The organism is Gordonia sp. J1A (assembly GCF_055393515.1).
Genome location: NZ_AP041607.1, coordinates 2,759,576 through 2,778,293, shown reverse-complemented (window position 1 = coordinate 2,778,293; position 18,718 = coordinate 2,759,576). Strand labels below are relative to the sequence as shown.

22 protein-coding genes and 1 pseudogene are annotated in these 18,718 nt (G+C 65.4%); 14 read left to right on the top strand and 9 right to left on the bottom strand.

Annotated features, from left to right (window positions below; all coding sequences use genetic code 11):
- Positions 1–17: 17 nt before the first annotated feature.
- Positions 18–728 carry a hypothetical protein gene (locus ACZ5QD_RS12970; RefSeq protein WP_006898138.1) on the bottom strand — a complete coding sequence of 237 codons (711 nt, stop codon included), beginning with the start codon at positions 726–728 and terminating at the stop codon, positions 18–20.
- Between the two features lie 184 nt (positions 729–912).
- On the opposite strand from ACZ5QD_RS12970, the gene ACZ5QD_RS12965 reads away from it, so the two are divergent.
- From ACZ5QD_RS12965 to ACZ5QD_RS12925, 9 genes are all read left to right on the top strand, one after another.
- The gene (locus tag ACZ5QD_RS12965) at positions 913–1,071 is read left to right on the top strand and encodes a hypothetical protein (RefSeq protein ID WP_197078086.1); all 159 of its coding nucleotides are present in this window, start codon (positions 913–915) and stop codon (positions 1,069–1,071) included.
- Positions 1,068–1,868, top strand: a complete 801-nt coding sequence (locus ACZ5QD_RS12960; protein WP_045538944.1) for a type II secretion system F family protein — start codon at positions 1,068–1,070, stop codon at positions 1,866–1,868. The genes ACZ5QD_RS12965 and ACZ5QD_RS12960 overlap by 4 nt, the downstream gene beginning before the upstream one ends.
- Positions 1,865–2,431 carry a type II secretion system F family protein gene (locus ACZ5QD_RS12955; RefSeq protein ID WP_006898135.1) on the top strand — a complete coding sequence of 189 codons (567 nt, stop codon included), beginning with the start codon at positions 1,865–1,867 and terminating at the stop codon, positions 2,429–2,431. Before ACZ5QD_RS12960 ends, ACZ5QD_RS12955 begins: the two co-directional genes overlap by 4 nt.
- Before the next feature lie 100 nt (positions 2,432–2,531).
- Positions 2,532–3,098, top strand: a complete 567-nt coding sequence (locus tag ACZ5QD_RS12950; RefSeq protein ID WP_464366846.1) for a hypothetical protein — start codon at positions 2,532–2,534, stop codon at positions 3,096–3,098.
- 432 nt (positions 3,099–3,530) lie between these two features.
- On the top strand, positions 3,531–4,283 hold the full coding sequence (locus tag ACZ5QD_RS12945; protein ID WP_464366845.1) for a metallophosphoesterase: 753 nt from the start codon (positions 3,531–3,533) through the stop codon (positions 4,281–4,283).
- Positions 4,284–4,375: 92 nt separating this feature from the next.
- Complete coding sequence (locus ACZ5QD_RS12940; protein ID WP_464366844.1) at positions 4,376–4,567, top strand: hypothetical protein; 192 nt, start codon at positions 4,376–4,378, stop codon at positions 4,565–4,567.
- A 106-nt stretch (positions 4,568–4,673) separates the two neighbouring features.
- Entirely contained in the window at positions 4,674–5,135 is a 462-nt protein-coding gene (locus tag ACZ5QD_RS12935) for a hypothetical protein (protein ID WP_464366843.1), read from the top strand.
- Between the two features lie 171 nt (positions 5,136–5,306).
- Positions 5,307–5,453, top strand: a complete 147-nt coding sequence (locus ACZ5QD_RS12930) for a hypothetical protein (RefSeq protein WP_464366842.1) — start codon at positions 5,307–5,309, stop codon at positions 5,451–5,453.
- Between the two features lie 289 nt (positions 5,454–5,742).
- Entirely contained in the window at positions 5,743–6,519 is a 777-nt protein-coding gene (locus tag ACZ5QD_RS12925; protein ID WP_464366841.1) for a hypothetical protein, read from the top strand.
- 9 nt (positions 6,520–6,528) lie between these two features.
- On the opposite strand, the gene ACZ5QD_RS12920 is transcribed toward ACZ5QD_RS12925, so the two are convergent.
- From ACZ5QD_RS12920 to ACZ5QD_RS12905, 4 genes and pseudogenes are all read right to left on the bottom strand, one after another.
- On the bottom strand, positions 6,529–7,389 hold the full coding sequence (locus tag ACZ5QD_RS12920; protein WP_464366840.1) for an NgoMIV family type II restriction endonuclease: 861 nt from the start codon (positions 7,387–7,389) through the stop codon (positions 6,529–6,531).
- Positions 7,386–8,348, bottom strand: a complete 963-nt coding sequence (locus tag ACZ5QD_RS12915) for a DNA cytosine methyltransferase (RefSeq protein WP_464366839.1) — start codon at positions 8,346–8,348, stop codon at positions 7,386–7,388. The genes ACZ5QD_RS12920 and ACZ5QD_RS12915 overlap by 4 nt, the downstream gene beginning before the upstream one ends.
- 81 nt (positions 8,349–8,429) lie before the next feature.
- Entirely contained in the window at positions 8,430–9,050 is a 621-nt protein-coding gene (locus ACZ5QD_RS12910; protein ID WP_464367271.1) for an HNH endonuclease, read from the bottom strand.
- Between the two features lie 114 nt (positions 9,051–9,164).
- Positions 9,165–9,416, bottom strand: a pseudogene (locus tag ACZ5QD_RS12905) (hypothetical protein); the annotation flags it as partial.
- Positions 9,417–9,507: 91 nt separating this feature from the next.
- Here ACZ5QD_RS12905 and ACZ5QD_RS12900 point away from each other — a divergent pair.
- The gene (locus tag ACZ5QD_RS12900) at positions 9,508–9,774 is read left to right on the top strand and encodes a hypothetical protein (RefSeq protein WP_464366838.1); all 267 of its coding nucleotides are present in this window, start codon (positions 9,508–9,510) and stop codon (positions 9,772–9,774) included.
- 30 nt (positions 9,775–9,804) lie between these two features.
- Here ACZ5QD_RS12900 and ACZ5QD_RS12895 read toward each other — a convergent pair whose 3' ends face one another.
- Entirely contained in the window at positions 9,805–11,400 is a 1,596-nt protein-coding gene (locus tag ACZ5QD_RS12895; RefSeq protein ID WP_464366837.1) for a DUF6119 family protein, read from the bottom strand.
- Between the two features lie 266 nt (positions 11,401–11,666).
- On the bottom strand, positions 11,667–11,900 hold the full coding sequence (locus ACZ5QD_RS12890) for a hypothetical protein (RefSeq protein WP_464366836.1): 234 nt from the start codon (positions 11,898–11,900) through the stop codon (positions 11,667–11,669).
- A gap of 261 nt (positions 11,901–12,161) precedes the next feature.
- Between ACZ5QD_RS12890 and ACZ5QD_RS12885 the strand changes: the two genes are divergently transcribed.
- Together ACZ5QD_RS12885 and ACZ5QD_RS12880 are read left to right on the top strand one after the other, a co-directional pair.
- Positions 12,162–12,359 (top strand): hypothetical protein, encoded by a 198-nt coding sequence (locus tag ACZ5QD_RS12885; RefSeq protein ID WP_464366835.1) that lies wholly within the window; start codon positions 12,162–12,164, stop codon positions 12,357–12,359.
- Entirely contained in the window at positions 12,356–12,988 is a 633-nt protein-coding gene (locus ACZ5QD_RS12880; RefSeq protein ID WP_464366834.1) for a recombinase family protein, read from the top strand. Before ACZ5QD_RS12885 ends, ACZ5QD_RS12880 begins: the two co-directional genes overlap by 4 nt.
- A 385-nt stretch (positions 12,989–13,373) precedes the next feature.
- Here the strand turns inward: ACZ5QD_RS12880 and ACZ5QD_RS12875 are convergent, their stop codons facing one another.
- Positions 13,374–17,171 (bottom strand): DEAD/DEAH box helicase, encoded by a 3,798-nt coding sequence (locus ACZ5QD_RS12875; RefSeq protein WP_464366833.1) that lies wholly within the window; start codon positions 17,169–17,171, stop codon positions 13,374–13,376.
- Positions 17,172–17,352: 181 nt separating this feature from the next.
- On the opposite strand from ACZ5QD_RS12875, the gene ACZ5QD_RS12870 reads away from it, so the two are divergent.
- Positions 17,353–18,012 carry a DUF6308 family protein gene (locus tag ACZ5QD_RS12870; RefSeq protein ID WP_464366832.1) on the top strand — a complete coding sequence of 220 codons (660 nt, stop codon included), beginning with the start codon at positions 17,353–17,355 and terminating at the stop codon, positions 18,010–18,012.
- 109 nt (positions 18,013–18,121) lie between these two features.
- Here ACZ5QD_RS12870 and ACZ5QD_RS12865 read toward each other — a convergent pair whose 3' ends face one another.
- Positions 18,122–18,472: a hypothetical protein gene (locus ACZ5QD_RS12865; RefSeq protein ID WP_464366831.1), complete on the bottom strand. Its 351-nt coding sequence runs from the start codon at positions 18,470–18,472 to the stop codon at positions 18,122–18,124.
- Positions 18,473–18,542: 70 nt separating this feature from the next.
- Between ACZ5QD_RS12865 and ACZ5QD_RS12860 the strand changes: the two genes are divergently transcribed.
- Complete coding sequence (locus ACZ5QD_RS12860) at positions 18,543–18,713, top strand: helix-turn-helix domain-containing protein (protein WP_464366830.1); 171 nt, start codon at positions 18,543–18,545, stop codon at positions 18,711–18,713.
- The last annotated feature ends 5 nt before the right edge of the window (positions 18,714–18,718 follow it).

Below are 18,718 nucleotides of genomic sequence, written 5' to 3'. Positions count from 1 at the left end.
CGGGTCTGACAATTCCGCTAGGCCGGCGAAGGACCGTCGCCCTCCTGAGCCTTGCCCAGCAGGTCGCCGAAGTCGTCGTCGTTCTCGGCGACGACCTGACGAGGCTGCACTTGCCGCGGGAGTGGAGTCGACGCCAAAATCGCCACCGTCGACGATGAATCGATCCCGACCACCGCCGCCAGAAAAACCTCGGCCACCTGCACCGAGTCCGGCGTGAACGAGTAGAGCACGAACCATTCCACTGGGCCCGAGGGAATCTGCTGCTCCGGATCGGGAACAGGGAACGGAAGCACCCAGTCGGCCTCCGCCGGGCCGGAGTCCCGCTCGTCGGGAGTCACCGGAACCGGGCCGGTGCGCACGATTAGACGCTCGCCCTGCTCCGGGATGACCGACGCCGGCATCTTCCGGACCCGGATGCTGGTCCCTCGCTGGTCCTCGAGCAGTGCTGACATCCCCTGCCCGTAACGCATCGCGAACACGCCAGGCTTCGGCGGAGAATCTGGATTCCTGAAACCCACAGTGCGAAGCAACAGCATCCCGCGCACGTCCGTGCAGTGGATCATTCCGTGTAGGTCCGACACGGTCCCGCCGTGCTCGGTCACCACAGGTTCCCAGAGGTCGGCAACCGCCTGAACGGCGTCGGCCAGGTCGCGCCGCAACACCACGAACTCGCCGTTGAACTGCTCGACCAGCTGGTCGCACTTGGCCTGGAGTTGGCTGAGGTTCATGCATGAAGAATTTCATATCCGTTCCTACATATCAATAGGTTCACCGATGAAAGTTTTCGCATCTGAATACTCGGTTGATACCTAATAGTATACATGTAGATAACAATAAATGCAAAGGTCAAGGGCATATTTATAACTCATCTTGTCTTGCTACTACAGATAAGGGGCTCAGGTGATCTTCGGAATGGCCAGGACCGCGGGCGGTCGACGGTCGATGACCGAGATCGGAGTGGTGGAACGGGATCGAGCCGGGCTGGTCCGGGTGGTGCCCGCGTGGCGGGCCGGAACCGGTTTCACCGACCGTCGGGAGACTCTCGTGCGGCTCATCGGGAGTCGGTCGTGACCGTGGTTCCGCTGCTCCTCGCGGCAGCGGCCGCCGTCTTGCTGTGGCCGGCGCCGCAGGCTCACCGCAGACTCGAGGAACTCTGCGGTCGTGCCGATCGGGGCTCGCGCCGGCGGACCGACCCCTGGCTGACGGTCTGGGCGCTGCCCGCGGGCGCGCTGATCGTGTTCGGCGTCGCACCCGGTGTCGCCGGGGCGCTGGTGGCCGGTGCGATTACCCGGCAGCGGAGGCAGACGCGACGGGACGCTGCGCGAGATCGCGACATGGGCGAGCTGATCGCCGCGCTCGGAGTGATGGGAGCCGAACTGTCGGTCGGTGCCCCTGTGGTCCAGGCGTGTCGCGCCGCGGCGTCCGACCTGCTGCAGTCCGGGTCGTCCGGACCGGTCGCGGACGAACTGGCCCGGATGGCGGCCCGGGCCGAACTCGGCGGCGATCCGGGACCACCCCCGTCAACCGCGTCGAACCCGGTCCGGCGTCTGGCGCAGGCATGGGCCATGTCGCTCGAGTTCGGGCTGCCCATCGGTGAGGTGCTCGCCGCGCTGCGGTCGGATCTCCTGTCGAGGCAGGACTTCGCCGCGCGGACCAGAGCCGGGCTCGCGGGGCCACGAGCCACCGCGGCGGTTCTCGCAGGTCTGCCGATGCTCGGACTGGTACTCGGACAGGCGATGGGAGCCGATCCGGCTCGAGTGCTGCTGGGCACGGGGACGGGCGGTGTTCTGCTGGTGATCGGCACGCTGCTGGCGGTCGCCGGACTCGCATGGGCCGGGCGGATCACGAATAGGGCGGTGGCGCCGTGAGTGCGGCGCTGGTGCTTCTGGCGGCGGCATTGCTCGCGTGGCCACCGCCCGGGTGGGTGCTCGCCCGGGTCCGGGAGTCCGAGCAGACCGGTGCGGGGGACGAGGCCGGAGGATCGCCGGATCCCTTCGACATCGCAGCGGGCTACGACACGCTGGCGGTGTGCCTCCGGTCCGGACTGCCGCTGGCGACCGCGGCGGCGGTCGCGGCCCGGACGTCGCCGCCGGTGCTGGGCAGGTCGCTCACCAGAGCCGCGGAACTCCTGGCGCTCGGCTCCGATCCGGACCAGGCCTGGGCAGCCGCAGAGTCCGACAGCCCGGAGTTCGCGGAACTCGCGGCGCTGATCAGGAGGGCATCGCGAGCGGGTTCAGCGGTGGCCGACGTGGTTTCGGGATTCGCCGACGGCACACGGCGGCGTGCGGAGAACGCCGCTCTCGAAGCGGCCGAACGTGCGGGAGTCAAGATCAGCGGACCGCTGGGGCTGTGCTTCCTTCCCGCGTTCGTATGTCTGGGCATCGCGCCGGTGGTGATCGGCCTGGCGTCGGGACTCCTCGCGGGCGTGTGACGGAGGCGTGCGCCGGCGCCGGGCGTCCCGGGTCATTCAGACGACAGAATTCGGTTCTGCCGCTCTTTCCTCTTCTCGCCCGGACGCGCACGCTTCGTACATGGATACACGTGCAGTCACCCGATGGATGGCCGTGGCGGCCGGAGCGGCGCTGCTGGCGGTCGGAGTCGGGTCTTGCGACAACGGCGACCGCGCCGTGCGGCAGAGCGCCTCGTCGACGGTCGTCACGGTCACGAAGTCGGTCGCGCCCGTGACCGACAGTGGGTCGCCCACGGTGACGGTCATGCCCACTGAGTCGACGGAGACGACCGAGGCGGCCACGGAGACCTCTCCCAGGTCGGATCTGTCTAGCTATTATGGGGAGTGGACCGGGCACGGACGGCAGATGACGCTGCAGCCGGATGGGACCGCATTGGTCACCCTGGCCTCCGGCGCCGCGAATGTGGAGAAGTGGACCGCCACGTGGGGAGCGCACGGCAACGGCATCGTCGTCACGCTGGACACCATGACCTGGCACACGGGCGAACCGCTCGGAAACCAGCCCGGCACGTCGTGGACCGCGGTCCTGGCGCCGTCGGCGGAGGACGGTGTCACGGTGCTCCACATGCCCGGGTTCGCCGACTGGTGCTCGACGAGATTCGGCCAGTCGGTGGTGTGCGGGGCGTGACCGGCCGACGTCGGCCTGCGCGCAGTTCTTAGCCGACACGCCCTACCGCCGCCGTCGGAACCGGTCCGGACTTTCGCGCGTCTAAGTGATGCAGGGTTTCATCGACGAAAGGGAGACGTCATGACGATTCCGGGGACCGCGCGGCAACGCTGGACGGAGATTCGGGAGTTAACGATCCGGCTCGCGGCCGAAGAGGAGGGCATGTCGACGGCGGAGTACTCCACTATTTGTAATTAACACCTTATGCTTTGGCTGTCTGACCAGCGCGTTCGCGAACGCCCACGGGATCCGTACTTTCACGTGCGAGTAACGCACGACCGATGTCTACTTGGGAGCCGTTCTTGCCACCGGCGGCAGTCGGGTGACACAACCCGACGGCGGACTACTTGCATATGCAAGTAAAACCGAGCCTTATATATAGAAGGGGAGCTTGTGACCATCACCTACGCTATTCCCGACCTCCACGGTTGCCTGACCGAGTTGCGCGACGCCCTGACCGGGGTCGATCTGTCCGACCCGACCACCAGCGCTGTGTTCCTCGGCGACTACGTCGACCGTGGACCTGACAGTCTCGGTGTCCTCACCGCCGTAAAGGCCCTCTCCGACGCCCACCCCGACCAGGTGATCGCGCTCGCCGGCAACCATGAAGTGTGGTTCCTCGACTGGCTCGACGCCGACGACAACGACCCCGCCTGGCTGCTGGCCGACACAGGCCTGGTCACGGTCAGGTCGTTTCTGCCGGCAGGGATCATCGAGCAGGCCGTCGCGGAGCTGGCTGGCGGCACCATCGACGTCGTCAACGCCATGCTCAAGCGCGAGATCCGCGCTTGTCATACCGATCTGATCGCCTGGCTCAGGGAGCGGCCGTTGTTCCACGAGACGCCCACGCACATCTACGTCCACGCCGGCGTCGACGAGGAGACCGGACCGATGTGGGAATCGTTGACGACCGACGAAGTGTTCACCGAGAAGCACCCGCCGTCGCTTGGCGAGCACTCCGTCGGCAAGATCATCGTCGCCGGTCACACCGGCGTCGGTCCGCTGCACGCGAAGGAGGGCCGGATGCGCTGCTGGGAGCCCTATGTCGACGCTGGCCACGTGTACCTCGACGGGCGTGTGGAGGACACCGGTCGGCTCAACGTCATGCAATACGACTCGGCTACGAGGACGACCGCCTTCCTCTGACCTGCGACACGAGCACCCGCCTGCCGGTGGCTGGCGGATGCTCCTTCTTCGTTCCGCTGTGCGTCGCACACCTACCGCGCTGTACTAGGCATGTGGATGACGACGAGATGATGACCGAGGCGCAGATCGACGCCGAGTTCGAGCGGATGCAGCCGATCGGCAACGCGATCAACGCACTCGCGCAGGCAGAACTGGCCGTGGCCGCCGTCGACGAGTTGCCGCCCGAGATCCAGGCACGTTTCGACCGGGTGCTCCGAGACCTGCTCGGCCCACACGGGGACTGACCCCTTCGCACTACAGTTGCGGCTCGTAGTCGATCGCGCAGCGCCGACCGGGTGCGTCCGCGAGCGGCCGCACGCCGCTATCGTCGACGCCGTAAGGAGCCGCCCAATGAATCCCGACATTCCTGTACCTGACTGGGCCTCTGCGATGTTGCGCCGAACATGGCCGACCCTCAGCGAGGAGGATCAGCGCGCCCTGATCGAGGACCATGAGTGCCAGTTGTTGCGCCAGGCGGCGGTTAGCCTGCGCCGCACCGAATCAAGCCAGGATTTCGGCGCTCGGCCCGCCGGCGACTTCGGCATCGAAGGGCACGTCGGCCTGAACTGGCACGCCGAGCGCTTCGAGGAGCCGTGGAACGGCTGGGCCACACCGGTGGTCACCCGACGGACCCTGGAGAACCTCGTCGAGGACCTCGCCGAGCTGGGCGGCGCTCCCGGCAAGGTCGGCGCCGACGGCGCGTTCACAGTCTTCGGTGACGAGGCCGACGACGGCGACTTCGAAATCCGGCCCGGCGGCGACGGCCTCTACCACCTCTATGAACTGGGCTGGTGCTTCGTCGAGTTCGACTGATCCGTCGACACTGCTCACGGCCTCACCTGGTCCATTCGATCGTACCCCCGGATATTCAAATGGTGCCTATTACGACACTGGTTCGGTCCCGTGAACTGGGGCTTTGCTCGACTTAGACAAACTGCGGCGAATGCCGCACACGACACCTGCCCCTCAGTTGTACTGGAAGGCGTGGACGATGAGCAGATGAGCGAAGCCGAGATTGACGCCGAGTTCGAGCGCACGCAGCCGATCGGCAACGCGATCAACGCACTCGCGCAGGCCGAGCGAATCATCGCCGCCGCCGACGAGGTTCCCCAGATGTCAGCGAAAGGCTGAACCGGGTGGGAGGGGAGTCCGCTCGGAGATGTCGGCGATTGACCTGACCACTGTGGCGCATCGAAAGCAGGCCCGCCTCCGTCAGCCGCACCTCCCCTTGATCACCACACGGGAAGTTCGTCGACCTGATTCTAGTCGCTACCCGCTGCATGGTTGGCGGCACCGACTGTGTAGGCCCGAGTCGGACTACGACGGACATCTCGGAAGAAGCGGTGAAGGCCGGGGCTCCGGTGGATCAGATCGCCTGACGCTGTTGCGTTCGCATCTAGCCGCCGCTAACAATGGGGCGGTGCACATCTCGGGCAACGACGTCGTTGAAGACCTCGCCGTTGACGCCCGCGCCCGCCGCGCCCTCGATCTCTGGCGGGACGAGCGGCCTGAAGTTGCCGCGCTGGTGCTCCCTCACCTCACCAGGGTCCCTTACGCGACGACGTCCGATGAACTCCGTGCGGTGGCGGCTAGCACGGTGCATGCACTGGGCGAGGTCAAGAAGCACGAGATCTCGGGGGTCACCGAGATTCGTGATTGGAATCCGCGCTTCGCGATGACACATGTGTTGCACTACGCTCTGGAACAGATCGGAAAGCCCTTCACCTATCAGGAGTTTCGCACTTTCACGGTCGATGATCCCACCGCTCGGCAGATGCTGACCGAGCCCGCGATCGAGGCGGTCAGACTCGCGGCCGTGCGTCATGGCCGAGAACGGGCCCGCGATGCCATGCAGTGGCGAATCGGTAACAGCTACTACTCGTTCCTGCGTGAGCTGGTCACAGCGGTCGGAATCCGCGAGGCAGGACTCGACCTCAAAGTGCATCCGCTCGCCGACGCACTGTTTCGAACCGACGCGTGGATCGGCAGCACCGTCGTCTCGCTATACATCGGGAACGTAGCGTTCCGTGACGGTGCTGCCGGGCGAAAGCCACGGCCGCGCGACCTGCTGGGTGACTCGTTCAGCTACGTCTCGCTCAACCTGCCCACACAGCACACCTTCGGCAGGCTTCATGTCCCGGACGATCGCGCTCTGGCGTCCGCAGTTAAGCAGATACGGGCCGCACAGCAGCGATGACGAGTCCGCTCACACTGCGAGATCGAGCGGCAAGTCGCTAATGTCGCGCAGTCGTTTGCCGTTGACCAGAATCTGCAGCATGCTCTCGGCCTCGTCGTTGCCGCTAGCCTTCACCGCGTCGGCCAGCTCGGGTAGCGCGAAATGGTACACGGTGTCGACGTCACCGGTGCCCAGTGCAAGCGAGGCGAGTCGTGACGGGGTCGGCTCTGCGGTCACTACTGCGATGTGCGGGGTTCTGCCCTTCCGGTTGCGGATGATATTCAGTGCTTCCGAACGGGCATTCTGCGCGCGATCTGACCGTAGCGTCCACTTGCAGGACACGATGGCGTGGACGATGGGGCGCTCCTGGTTGACGGATCGGATGATCGTGCGCCGCGCCGTCGACTCGTCCACGAGATCCATGTCAGCGTTGATCCGCTCATCAGCCTCTGGGCGACGGAGGACGAGCACGTCGGGGCTGATCTCGTACGAGTTCCCAAGGACCGACTGCAGTGTGGGATCGGAGTCGATGGCGCCCGCGAGATCGTCGAGATGCGTGTAGGGCTCGTACTTGGCGATCTGGTAGGTGCCTCTCGATCCGCCGACATTGAGGACTTCCCATGACCCCGGTCGTAGCGATGCCAGGTGCGGGAACGTTGCTGAGACGAAAGCCGACACCGCGTCCTCGAACTGCTTGCCGGCCTTCTGCCCATCGAGCTTCTTGCCGATCGTCTGCGCGCCGAGGCGCTCGGCGATGTCGAGTGCGATCGTCGTGCTCGTCTTCTGCGACTTGTCGGCATTCGACGCCACTCCGCCCGAGATCGACAGGGTGCCGTCAGCGATAAGTCGGCGATAGAAGGCTGCTCGCTCGCGCGAGACGAGGGATGTCACGCGACTCGTCGGCCGTCGGCCCGGCCGACCTCGATCACCTTGCGTACCTGCCGCCCAACAGCTTCAGCGACCGGTGGAGGGAACGCGTTGCCGACTTGGCGGTACGCATTGGTCTTGCGACCGGTGATCTCCCACTCGTCGGGGAACCCCTGGATACGTGCCGCCATCTGGACAGTCAGTCGTGGCAGCCCGTCGAAATCGGCGTCCGGCGCCTCTTCGGCGATCGTCTTGCCATTCACCCCCAGGTCTTCCCAGGCCCGTCGTGCGCGCGTCGGCCCGAGATCTGGACCTCCATGCTTCTTGGACCCGCCGACCAATGTGGGGGCGATCGTATTCGCACGTTTCGCCCATGCCCGCGCTCCACTCCAGCCTCGCGAACCCATCAGATCCACGAGGCATTCACCAACGGTCGGAGCGGTCTCGCCGTGCGGCTCAGGCCATTCGAAGTCCGGGAGGTCTTTCTGGACAGCAACCAGTATGGCGCGCGGGCGAAGCTGCGGGACCCCGAAGTCTGATGCATGCAGAAGCTTGAATTCGCCCTTGTAGCCGAGGTGGTCGAGACGTGCGAGTACAGCCTGGCGGTAGTCATCGAACGCCGCGTCCAGGAGCCCGCGAACGTTCTCCAGCATCACCGCACGCGGTCCGATCTGCTCGACGAAATGCAGAGCCCGAGGGAACAGGTCGCGCTCGTCGTCAGCGCCGAGCTGCTTGCCTGCTTTCGAGAACGGCGGGCACGGGACGCCGCCGGCGAACAGATCGACCCCCAGCAGGTCGTCGGTCGGTTCCCATTCAAGGAGGTCATCCTCGATGACGTTCCAACCTGGGCGGTTGGTGCGCAGCGTGTTGCACGCGTGCGCGTCGATCTCTACGACAGCGCGGTGGTCGAATCCGGCCCACTCAAGGCCCAGTGCCTGCCCACCCGCACCCGTGCAGATCTCAACGGACGTCAACTCTGTCATGGTCTCCTCAGTTCACTCGGTCACAGATGAGCATAGTTGCACGGGCTACCGTCGTCGTTGCGCCGCGCTGTAGGTGCCTGGTCAGCGACGACTGCCCTCAACCAGTTCACGCAGTTCCTCGGGCGTCTTCCAGGGCGAGCGGTAGTGGATCATGCGGTGGCAGTTGGCGCACAGCAGGATCAGGTCGTCGACAGTCGTGGTGACCTCTCCGCTCGCGTGCAGTGGCACTCTGTGGTGCACCTCGATGTAGCCGTCGCCGTGCGGGCCGTAGGCCCGGGCGAAATCGAAGTCGCACAACTCGCAGAACAATCGCCCATGGCGCTGGCGAAACTCGTCGACCTTCGCCCTGCGCATCGCGGGATTGCGCTCGCGACGGGTCACGATCCGCTCCATCACTCGCCCTTCGGTCGCCTGAGCGAGTTCGCTGGGAGGGACGTCGGTGGCCGTAGGGAAGCCTTCATCGGATTCGTCGGTAAACCGCTCCAGTGAGCGCAGGGCCGTCGCCGCACGGTGCATCGATTCGTAGTCCTCGACGAACGCTTGCGTCATCCGGATTGTCTGGTGCCCACCCTTGGTCGGCTTGCCCGAGTAGCCGGGGTGCGCCGACCGGAGGTCCTCAAGCTTGCGATTGATGCTGTTGACGTTTCGGTACGATGGCGACAGCGCCAGAGCAGGGTTCTGGGCTCGGAGCAGGTCGGACAATGCGACGACCTCAGTCGAGTTCCTCGGGACCGCTACCCACCCGCGGCTCGCGAGGAGGTCGCACGCGAGTATCAGTTCGTCCCAGGTCCAGTCGGTGTCACCAGTGACAGTGAAGCCGAGGCTCCGCAGCTGCTCCGCGATTTGCGTCCCGCCCCGGAAGTCGGCCGACCCGACCTCTTCGCCCGTGGCGATCCGGTGAGCAGTACCCGCGATCGCCTTCGAGTCGTACGCGCGGCCGTTGTGGATGAGGAAGTACTCGTGCGCAGCGGAGTATCCGCCACGCGCCAGGAAAGCCTCCCGGCCAAGCGACTCGCACTCCGCAATCGCCGACAGAACTGAGCTGCGCGTCAGAGGACCTATGGACATGGACAACAACTAGCACCCGCCAACGACAAGTCGGCGACGAACCGCCATTCGGACCTGAATCTGGCTCTCCGAGAAGGGATACGCTCAGACCATGCCAAGCACTTTCACCATCGACGGCTTCGAGCCCGAGCACGTCTGGACCGCGGTGCGCTACGGTCGGCCCTGGAACGGCTGGGCCACCCCGGTGGTCACCCGCGATGTGCTGGAGTCGGTGATCGCCGCCGCCGAGGGCGAGACCCTGCACTTCATCGAGACCACCGCGGTCATCTCCGGCGACAAACTGCGCCCCGACGCCGACGGCAACTACGACCTCGGCCAGATCGGCTGGTGCTTCATCGAGACCGACCGGTGGGGTTGAGCCCGTGAAGCGCCGGTTGGCCGCAGACTGTCACTCCTTGAGGATCGAGACGATCGACAGGTCGACGCCCCGCGACTTCAGCAGCCGATCCTGCCGCCCGAGATTCACCTGCGTGAAGGTGAACAGCGAATCGGCGTCCATCGCCGCGCCCTCCTTTGCAAGGATTACCACGACCTTCTTGGGCGTGCACTCATACGCCTTCGAGTCCTGACCCTCGTCGCGGATGCGTCTACGCAGATCAGTGCGCGCCTTCGTGTCGTGGGTGAGGATCTCAGTCGAGACGAGGGCTTGCGCCAGCAAGTGACTGGCAGGAGCCGATGATTGGACGTGCTTGACGTGGATGAACGTGCCGTCGTTCAGCAGAACGTCGCACGCCTCGAACCGCCCCTTCGTCGTCTCGCCCTTGATCAGCTTCCGATCGAGCAGGAGTCCCCTGACGCTCTCGGCGACTCGCTTGTTGTAGGCAGCCTCGTCCATACCCGATTCCCAGCGTGGCAGGTTCGCTATCGGCGCCGGTCTGGCGAAAATCTCGCGGGTACGCTCCACCACTTTGTCCGCGTAGCTCTGTTCCATCAGATACCACCGCCCGCTGTGCAGGAAGTATCGGCGATCGTGCCTATCGACCTGAAAAGTGAGCCACTTCCTCACCGGTATGCGCGAACTCACAAGACCGTCGGAGTCAGCGCTCTCGTAGAGGAACACCCCGATCTCGCTGAGTCGATTGGCCCAATTGCTCCTGTCCGATTTCCTGACGGGGGACAGCAGGTCGTCGAGCGTGGGTAATCCGTCCTGGATCTCGCGGTAGCCCGAATGGGTGACCTTGAACCCCTGCGCCAGACCGAATTCGTCGACCGTCTCGTGCGGCCACGCGATGCTCAGTCGCTTCGGCGCTCTCTCGGAGATCGCCTCGACGAGCGCACGGTCGAGATCCTCGATCGTTGGTTTGTCCTTGATCAGGACCAACCTCTCCAAGTCTGCCAATTCTTCACTCGCGGGCTCTTTGTCCAGAACCTCTACGAGCCTGTCGAGATCGGCGATGAACTCGTCCGGTTTCTTGGACATCGGCATGCTGAGAGCGTCGGCGCCTCGTATCGTCACCGGCTTGCCACCCGAACCGATTCCCTCCACGACCCCAGAAGCGACGACTCTGGTCGCGAGTTCTCCGATGTCCTCGAAGCCGAAGCTGCGCAGTGACGCACCCACCGGTATCGATGATCGGTCTGTCTTCGCCGACTCGTCCAACGTCACCTTGGTGATTGAGTTCAGTCGTGTGGGGTCGGCACCCCGGATGGCGACCCTCTGCCCGAAACCGGCGTCTATGTATCGCTGATCGAGGAGCTGGAATCCCATCCCGAACGTGACTGCCCACGCGAATGGTTCTGCGGACTCGTCGTCCGACCCGGGTATCACCAGCACAGCGGCGGGAACTCCAGTCGACAGGTCGATACTCGTCCCGGAAAGGCCCTTCACGATCGCGGCCCACTTCACGGTCTTCTCCGGAGTCTGACCCCAGTGAAGGACGGACTGCCGTCCGCCGACTACCACCTGCTCCTCCCCGAAGTCCGAGTACCTCTCACGGATCACCTTCTCCAGAGACGAGTAGCCGAACAGGCGGTAGAGAGTCATGCGCGTCTCGGTGCTCTTCTTAGGCGCCATGCGGCCCACCGAGGTGTCGGATCATGTCGTGCACCGTATAGCGGTTAGCCCGCGCCACGCGGGCGCCTGCGAAACTCGAATCCTGCAATCATCCGATCGAACTACACGTCCGCAAGCCGGTAGGACACCGTACACCTGGCCATTCGTCATGCCACCACGGCCGCGAAACGTACGGAAGAGGTGTACACATACAGTCGCAGTTAAGGCTCGATGACCGTACGCCCGCCGCGTAGCGCTCAGCGCACGACGGTGATCGTCACATCCTCGAACATCGAGTCGAACTGCCGCACCGCACCGCCGTAGTCGCCCTCGTAGTCGAGCCTGGCGCCCCGGCCTCGGACATCGTCATGGATGGGGCTCTCGGCGACCCGCACGTATTGCACGAAGCCGTCGCCGTGGTCGAGCTTGAGCCGGTCTCCCTCGTTGGCGTCACTCACGCTGTCCAGAACTGTTGGTTTCCGATTTGCCATGACCGCATCGTAGTTGTGCCCCGACAGCACCTCGCACCGGCACTCGCACAATCATTCGATCATATGGGGTACACCCGAGTGAGACACCCCAGCACTCGACGAACTGCGTCTCAGTCAAGTCCCATTCCCATCAACTAGACACATTCTCATTGAGATTATAAACTTGACTGAGACAAACCCAGTGCCGCGATAGACGCGGACGACCGAACGGAGACCGCCGTGCCCCTCACCCTCCGACTACATCCCCGCGCCAAACGCGCCGTGGAGCGAGCCGCGACCCACCGGCCGACCACCGTCACCGGCCTCGTCGCCCACATCGACGAGCAGGGCACGGTCATCATCGACCTCCCAGACCAGCGGGGCAGCGAGCTGGTCCGCCGGATCGAGGCAGCCAAGCGGCGCGACGACCGTGAGGCCGACGACGGCCGCAAGGGCCTGTCGATAGGGGCGCTGCTGTGACCGGCCCCAAGCTCGTCGGCTACCGCCGTGTGAGCACCGTCGACCAGAAGGCTGACCGCCAGCTCGACGACCTGATCGCCGCGGACCTCGTCGACCCCGTGTTCACCGACAAGGCCAGCGGCAAGGACACCAGCCGTCCCAAGCTCGCCGAGGCGCTGCGCTATGTGCGTCGTGGTGAGACCCTGGTCGTGCACAGCATGGATCGCCTCGCTCGGAACCTCGACGACCTGCGACGCATAGTCAAGGTGCTCACCGTCGGCGGCGAGATCCAGATCGGCGACGAGTTGGTCGCCTGCAAGGGCGGCGCTCGGGTGCAGTTCGTTAAGGAGGGGCTGACCTTCACCGGCGACGACTCACCGATGAACACCCTGCTGCTGTCCCTGCTCGGCGCCGTCGCCGAGTTTGAGAGGTCGCTGATTCTGGAGCGCCAACGCGAGGGCATCGCGCTGGCCAAGGCTGCGGGCAAGTACCGCGGCAGCGCACCGAAGCTCAACGACGCCCAGATCGCCGAGCTGGCACGCCGGAAGGCGGCCGGCGAGGGCGTCGCGGCCCTGGCCCGCGACCTCGGCGTCAGCCGCGCCACCGTCTACCGGTATGTCGCCGAGGGCCGAGCTGCCGAACCCGATTAGCGCAGACGCTGCGCGAGGTCCGGCGTCGGGCCGCTCCCATCGCTGTACTTGTCTACCCCGCGTGCCGCTCCACGGCGCACGGCACGTCGCCGAGTCGGCGGTCGTTTCACGAGGGGCCGCGCCCCTGGAGGACTGCAGTTGGCAGAGCCTGAATCCAGCCAAGGTCTCGGCGTGGTGGTCAATTGCTGTCCGCGATGCGTACAGCGATCCTCACAAGTTTGTGCTGACAGCCCGGCCGTTCGACACCGAGCACGCCGTCGAGAGCTATTCGTCTCGATTGGGCGCAGCCATCATCATCAAGAAGCGAGCCGGGAATCGCGTACTTGAAATACATCATCTATACACGGAGCCTGTGCGGACAGGGCCGACGACAATCTGGAATGGATCAGTCGCATGCGCAGTCTGGCGTATCTCCCTGGAACTCGAGTCCGCAGGAACCGCAGCTGAACCACTCGTCCAGGTCCGAGCGGCCTTCGGGACACGCGTGCCCGCATGATCCACAGATCCGCTGGGCACAATCGCTACACGGGAATTCATCGTCGAGCGGCAGCCCACAATCCTCGCAATCTAGATCCTCATCAATCCAGGACTGATCCCGCTCCAGTGTGACTCGTCGTTCGAAACGACTCTGGCCGATCGGAAGATCCGCAGTGTCAGCAGTCCTGCGATCAGCTGACCGGTCGACGGAGGGTTGCGTCCCGCGGTTCGCGCTGTTCGCACCATCGCCGGGAGGCGTCTCCCTCGGGCCGGGTCGATCCTTTGGAGCCGGTTCGCCTGAACCAGGTGCGAAATCGGCTAGCCACGGCATCAGCGGTGAAACTGGACCCGGGGCGGCAGGCGGGACGAGCGGCCGGACATTCGGCGGAAGAGTCGCAGGAGTCAGCGGTTGACTGATGTGTTCCCTGGCTGGGTCCATCGGAGTGGCGATGCGCCAGTGTCCGCCGATCTCGACGAGTGCGATCAAGTTGCCCTCGCTCGACATCGCCATGCCTACCTCAATCCCCAGCGAGGAGGCGAGTCCGAGGAGCACGCACTCGAACTCGCGCGGGGTCGCCCGTCCCGACTTGAGTACTGTGCCAGAGGAACGGAGGGCTCTGTCCGGGCCGGTTCGGTCAAGGTCGAGCAGAGCATCGAGCCCGGCCCGCAGACTCATCACCTGGGCCGTGGTGTCGCGTGAACGGCCGCCCAGCAGTTCGGCGATCTCGGTGAATCCGTCCTCCGCTGCGGCCTGGGGCATGATCTCGGCGAGAGTCTTCTTCCGCTCGCCCATGAACAGCCGGCGCACCCTGGAATGGTGCGGGGCCACTGCCGCCGCCGGATTCAGTCCCGCGATCAAGGGGCGCACCCGGCGCAGCGTTGCCTCGGTGTGCCCGCCCACCTGCCGCGGGACGTCGGTCGTGAGGTTTTGGTAGGCGAAATCCGATCGCGTGTAGAGGATCACGTCTGCTGCCAGCTCATCGCGGTCGCTGCCGTGTGGCACTGCCAGTTCGATGCGCTCGCTGAGCGCTTTCATGGCGGAGTAAACCGGGACCGATCCGCAGTTCGTGACCACAGCTAGCTCAGCGCCGTATGGGCCGGCCTCCAGCGGCAACGAGGTCCCCTCGGGAGGCGACAGCACCAGGTGCGCCCGCCGCGACGCCAGTTCGGCGAACGCCTCGCCGGTGACATCGACCTTGCGCGGTGGGGCCATGACGGAGTTCGGGTTGTCGAACCCATTGCTGCGTGCACGATGCCACAGGTCCGGCATTCGCCGAGACCGATGCTCTGAGTCGAGAAGCTGCTCCAGGAACCACAGCAGGCGTCCAGATCCTCTCGCAGGGCGCGGATCGAGCGTCCACCACTCCAGGCGTCTGGACAGGTCCCCGGCGACGGCCGGCGCCCACGCTGATTCCCCGAGTTCCCCGAGTGCGCTCAACCAGCCGAGGAAGCGCGGCAGTTCGGCGACCGCTCTGACCAGTTCCCCTCGCGCCATCTTCGAGCCGCGCGGGACCGTGAATCGGCCGGGGTCGCGGAGCGCTGCGGCCCCGGCGGCAGCGGCGAACTTGGAACCGAACGCTTTCCCAGCGTATTCGTCGAGTCCTTCGCCGCACGCGGCGAAGGTCGTCGTCACCCAGTCCTCGTAGGTGCGCTCGTTCACCGGCAGGCCGCGCAACACCGGGACGCTGTCAGCCACCAGTCCGAGGACGCGGTTCTCTGCGCTGACGGCGTCAACCGGGTAGCCCATGCCCGGTAGTCCGTCGAGCATGTTGCACGCGGCTTCGACGCTGATCATCAGCCGTGCGGTGACCTTGCCCAGCTCGGTGACCTTCAGTTCGTCATTGGCCTCCGAGACCAGTCGATGCTTGACGAGTGCGTCGATGACCGCGCCGACATCGTGCAGTTCAGTCGACTGCGCGAAAGCGAAAGTGCCCTTGAACCAGATGTCGGCGTCGAGGCGCGAGGTGATGGAGCCGAGCAGGATCTCGGCAAGGACTGCGTCGTCGATCTGGCCGATCAGCTTGCTGTCGACGCGGTAGCCTTCCGCCAGGTTCTGATGCCATTCCATCGCCTGCTTCTCGGGAGCCAGCAGGAATCCGAAGCCCTCACGCTCTTGGCCGGCCCGTCCGGCTCGTCCGAGCATCTGCTGTGCCTGGCTGACCTCCAGATCGCTGATCCCGAGGGTCAGGTCGCGGATGATCACGATCCGTGCGGGGGTGTTCACTCCGGTGGACAGGCCGGAGGTCGCGACCAAGGTACTGATCTCCCGGTCGTTGAAGGCTTTGAGCGCGTCACTCGCGTCCGGCGCGTCGCGGAAATGGATACCGACGCCTTGCTGACGCGCCTGGCGCACCAGTTCGGCGTCGTCGCCGGGGGCTGCCTGGATTCCCGCGAACATCGAGGCGGTGCGACGGACCGAGTTCTTGCTGCCGCAGAACGTAAGGACGCTGCCCAGCGCACCTTCTTTCTGGTCGAGCGCACCCCGCAGAGTGGCCGGCCGCTCAGGGTCGGTCGTCGCGAGGTTACAGAACAGCTCGGTGATCGCGATGTCTTTCCCGGCCTCATCTTTCTGGAAGTCGGTGCGGCCTGGCCCCGGCCTGTAGGGGACGACTTGGGTCGTCAGGACGGTCGGCCGCCACGGTGACTCGATGAGGTGCGCGTCGAACCACTCCGCCAGTTCCTCGGCATTAGCGACAGTCGCAGACAGGGCGACGATGCGCGTCCGTCCCTCCGCCAGGCGCAGCCGGGCGATCACCGACTCCAGCGTCGGGCCGCGCGACGGGTCGCCGACGAGATGGACCTCGTCGATGACCAAGCACCCGATTCGGTCGATGAAGTCAGTCAGCGTCGACCGTCGGTACATCGACTCGAACTTCTCCGTCGTCGCGATCCAGAGCTGCGCCTTGCGCGCCTTCTCGCTCGACAGATTGACCTCGCCGGTCAGCTCCAAGGAGTCGATGCCCAGGCGCCTCCAGCGCGCGGCGGTCTGCGCCACCTCGGCAGCCAGGGCCCGTGCGGGGACGAGCCACACCGCTGGCCGTCCCTCCAGAACGATCGACCGCAGCGCGGCGACTTCACCGATCAGGGTCTTGCCCGAGCTTGTCGGAGCCACGACCATCGTGTGCCCGGCGGCCGACAGCACGGCGGGGACCGCTTTGGACTGCAGCGGATTCAGCTTCTCGTAGCGTTCGAGGTAGCGCGTCAGTGGCGATGGAATGATCTCCGCGGCACGGGTCCACTTGTCCTGGCCGACCGCCAGTGCGTCCCGGTTGGACACCAGTTGGTTGAACATCGCCTCGTAGATGGCGACCGATGCCGGGTCGGTGTCGAGTTTCCCCGAGTTCTCATTGACCAGCAGTTCCTTGCGGATGAAGTTCGATGAGAGGGTGAGGGCACGGTCGTCAGAGATCACTCGCTTGTCGTGGAGGTTCTCGATCGTGATCACCTCAGCCCCCGCATCGCGAAGCCTCGCGAGCACCGCGTCGTTGTTCCGCGTGGGGCGCGCGATCACGCGGACATCGACGCCGCGGCTCTTGGCAGCGATGGCGGCGGCGAGCAGAGGGCGCGCGGGTTCCGAGGTATCCCACCAAGGGACTGTGATCCACAATCGCCGTCTAGCGTCGGAAATGGTGGCGTTGAGTACGCGATAAAGGCTGTTGCCGGTACCAGTGCCCGGCGTATAGCTGTCGTACACAGTGCCGGTCATTCGAGCCCCTCGCTGTTTCGCCGCCTCGGTCGGCAATCAGTCAGACAACTCTACCGCTAACATCCGACATGACAGCGCCAGGTAGGCACCTCACGGCGTCGGCCAGCATGCTTCGTGCGAGAGGCTGATCGGAAAGCTCGATCGGGAAGGGGTTGTCGGCGTCGGCCGCTATCGTCCAGGCATGACCATCGACGGCATGCGCCTACCGACCATCCTTGACGATCGCAGCTCCGAACAGGCCGTCGCGGCGTTGCAGAGCTACTTCGCTATCGGTGTGGTGCCGGCCTACAGCGGGTCGCGATTCGAGCGGTTCGCCGGCCGTGGCGACCGGCCCGAGGTCGCCGACCGGATCACTGCCGAGGATCTCGTCGCGGTGAGCCTCCTCGATGTGTATGTTCCAGGACCCGCGGCCCTCCGACTGCTCGGAGACTGCGATCACGACTACCACCGGCTCGTGTGCGAGCAGCTCGGTGCGATCCCCACCGACCGCACGCTCGCCGGTGCTGACGACGATCTTCTGGAGTGCGCTGAGCAGCTCTGGTCCCTGGTCCGAGCCAACCACAGGATGGGCCGGGCGAAGACGAGCAAGCTGCTGGCCCGCAAGCGCCCGCACCTGCTCCCGGTGATCGACTCCGTCGTCGTCAAGACTGTTGGGCACGTCCCGGGCAGGCACAACTTCTACCGGAACCTCCGCGCCGCGCTGAATGCCGGAGGTGGGCGGCTGGCCGCCCACCTCGACGATCTCCGCCACAGGTCCGGGATCGGCGACGACATCAGCACGATCCGGGTGTTCGACGTCCTGGTCTGGATGCAGGGCAGTGGCCGCGCTGCCTCCGCTTGAGTCAGGTACGGATTAGCGCAGATGCTCGTCGAGATCCGGCGGTGGGCCGCTCCCGTCGCCGGTCTCCGCGGCCCGCACCAGACGTTGCTCCGAATCACACCAATATCGGTCAGACCCCGTGGTGTGGGTACACCGCCGAGTACCAGGAGTCGCACAGCTCGCTCATCAGGCCGAGCGACCGCAGGCGCTTGGTCATCGCCGGGTGCAGGAGTTCGCCAGGGTCCTGTTCGGTATCGAAGGCGCCGGCATGGGCGCCGCCCTCATGCGTGACGATCAACAGTGAGTTGCCTCCGAACCGCTCACCGCGCTCGGCCCATTGCTGCGGGCTGTAGAGGCAGTCCTCCAGGTCGTGCGCCGCGCCGCGCTCGAACAGGAACTGCACGATCCCCTCGGCTGCGCGCTGCCCCTCCTCCGAGAGTCCCTCGGGGATCACGGACGGGGATGGACTAGTACTGGACATATCGACCTCTCGGGTTGGGTGCTAGTGGATCACGCTGCGGCCCAACGACAGACTAGGGCAGGCCGCGACGGTGCCAGACCGAACCGACCGGCGAATCTCGACCCGACCCCGGTGTTCCACAGGGGTACAGGAGATCTCCCGCCGCCACGCCGGAGGTGCCGGCGAGGGGATCACCGCACTGGCCCGCGAGTTCGGCGTCTCTCGGCAGACTGTGTACCGCTACCTGGCCGAGGCGGCGTAGCAGCA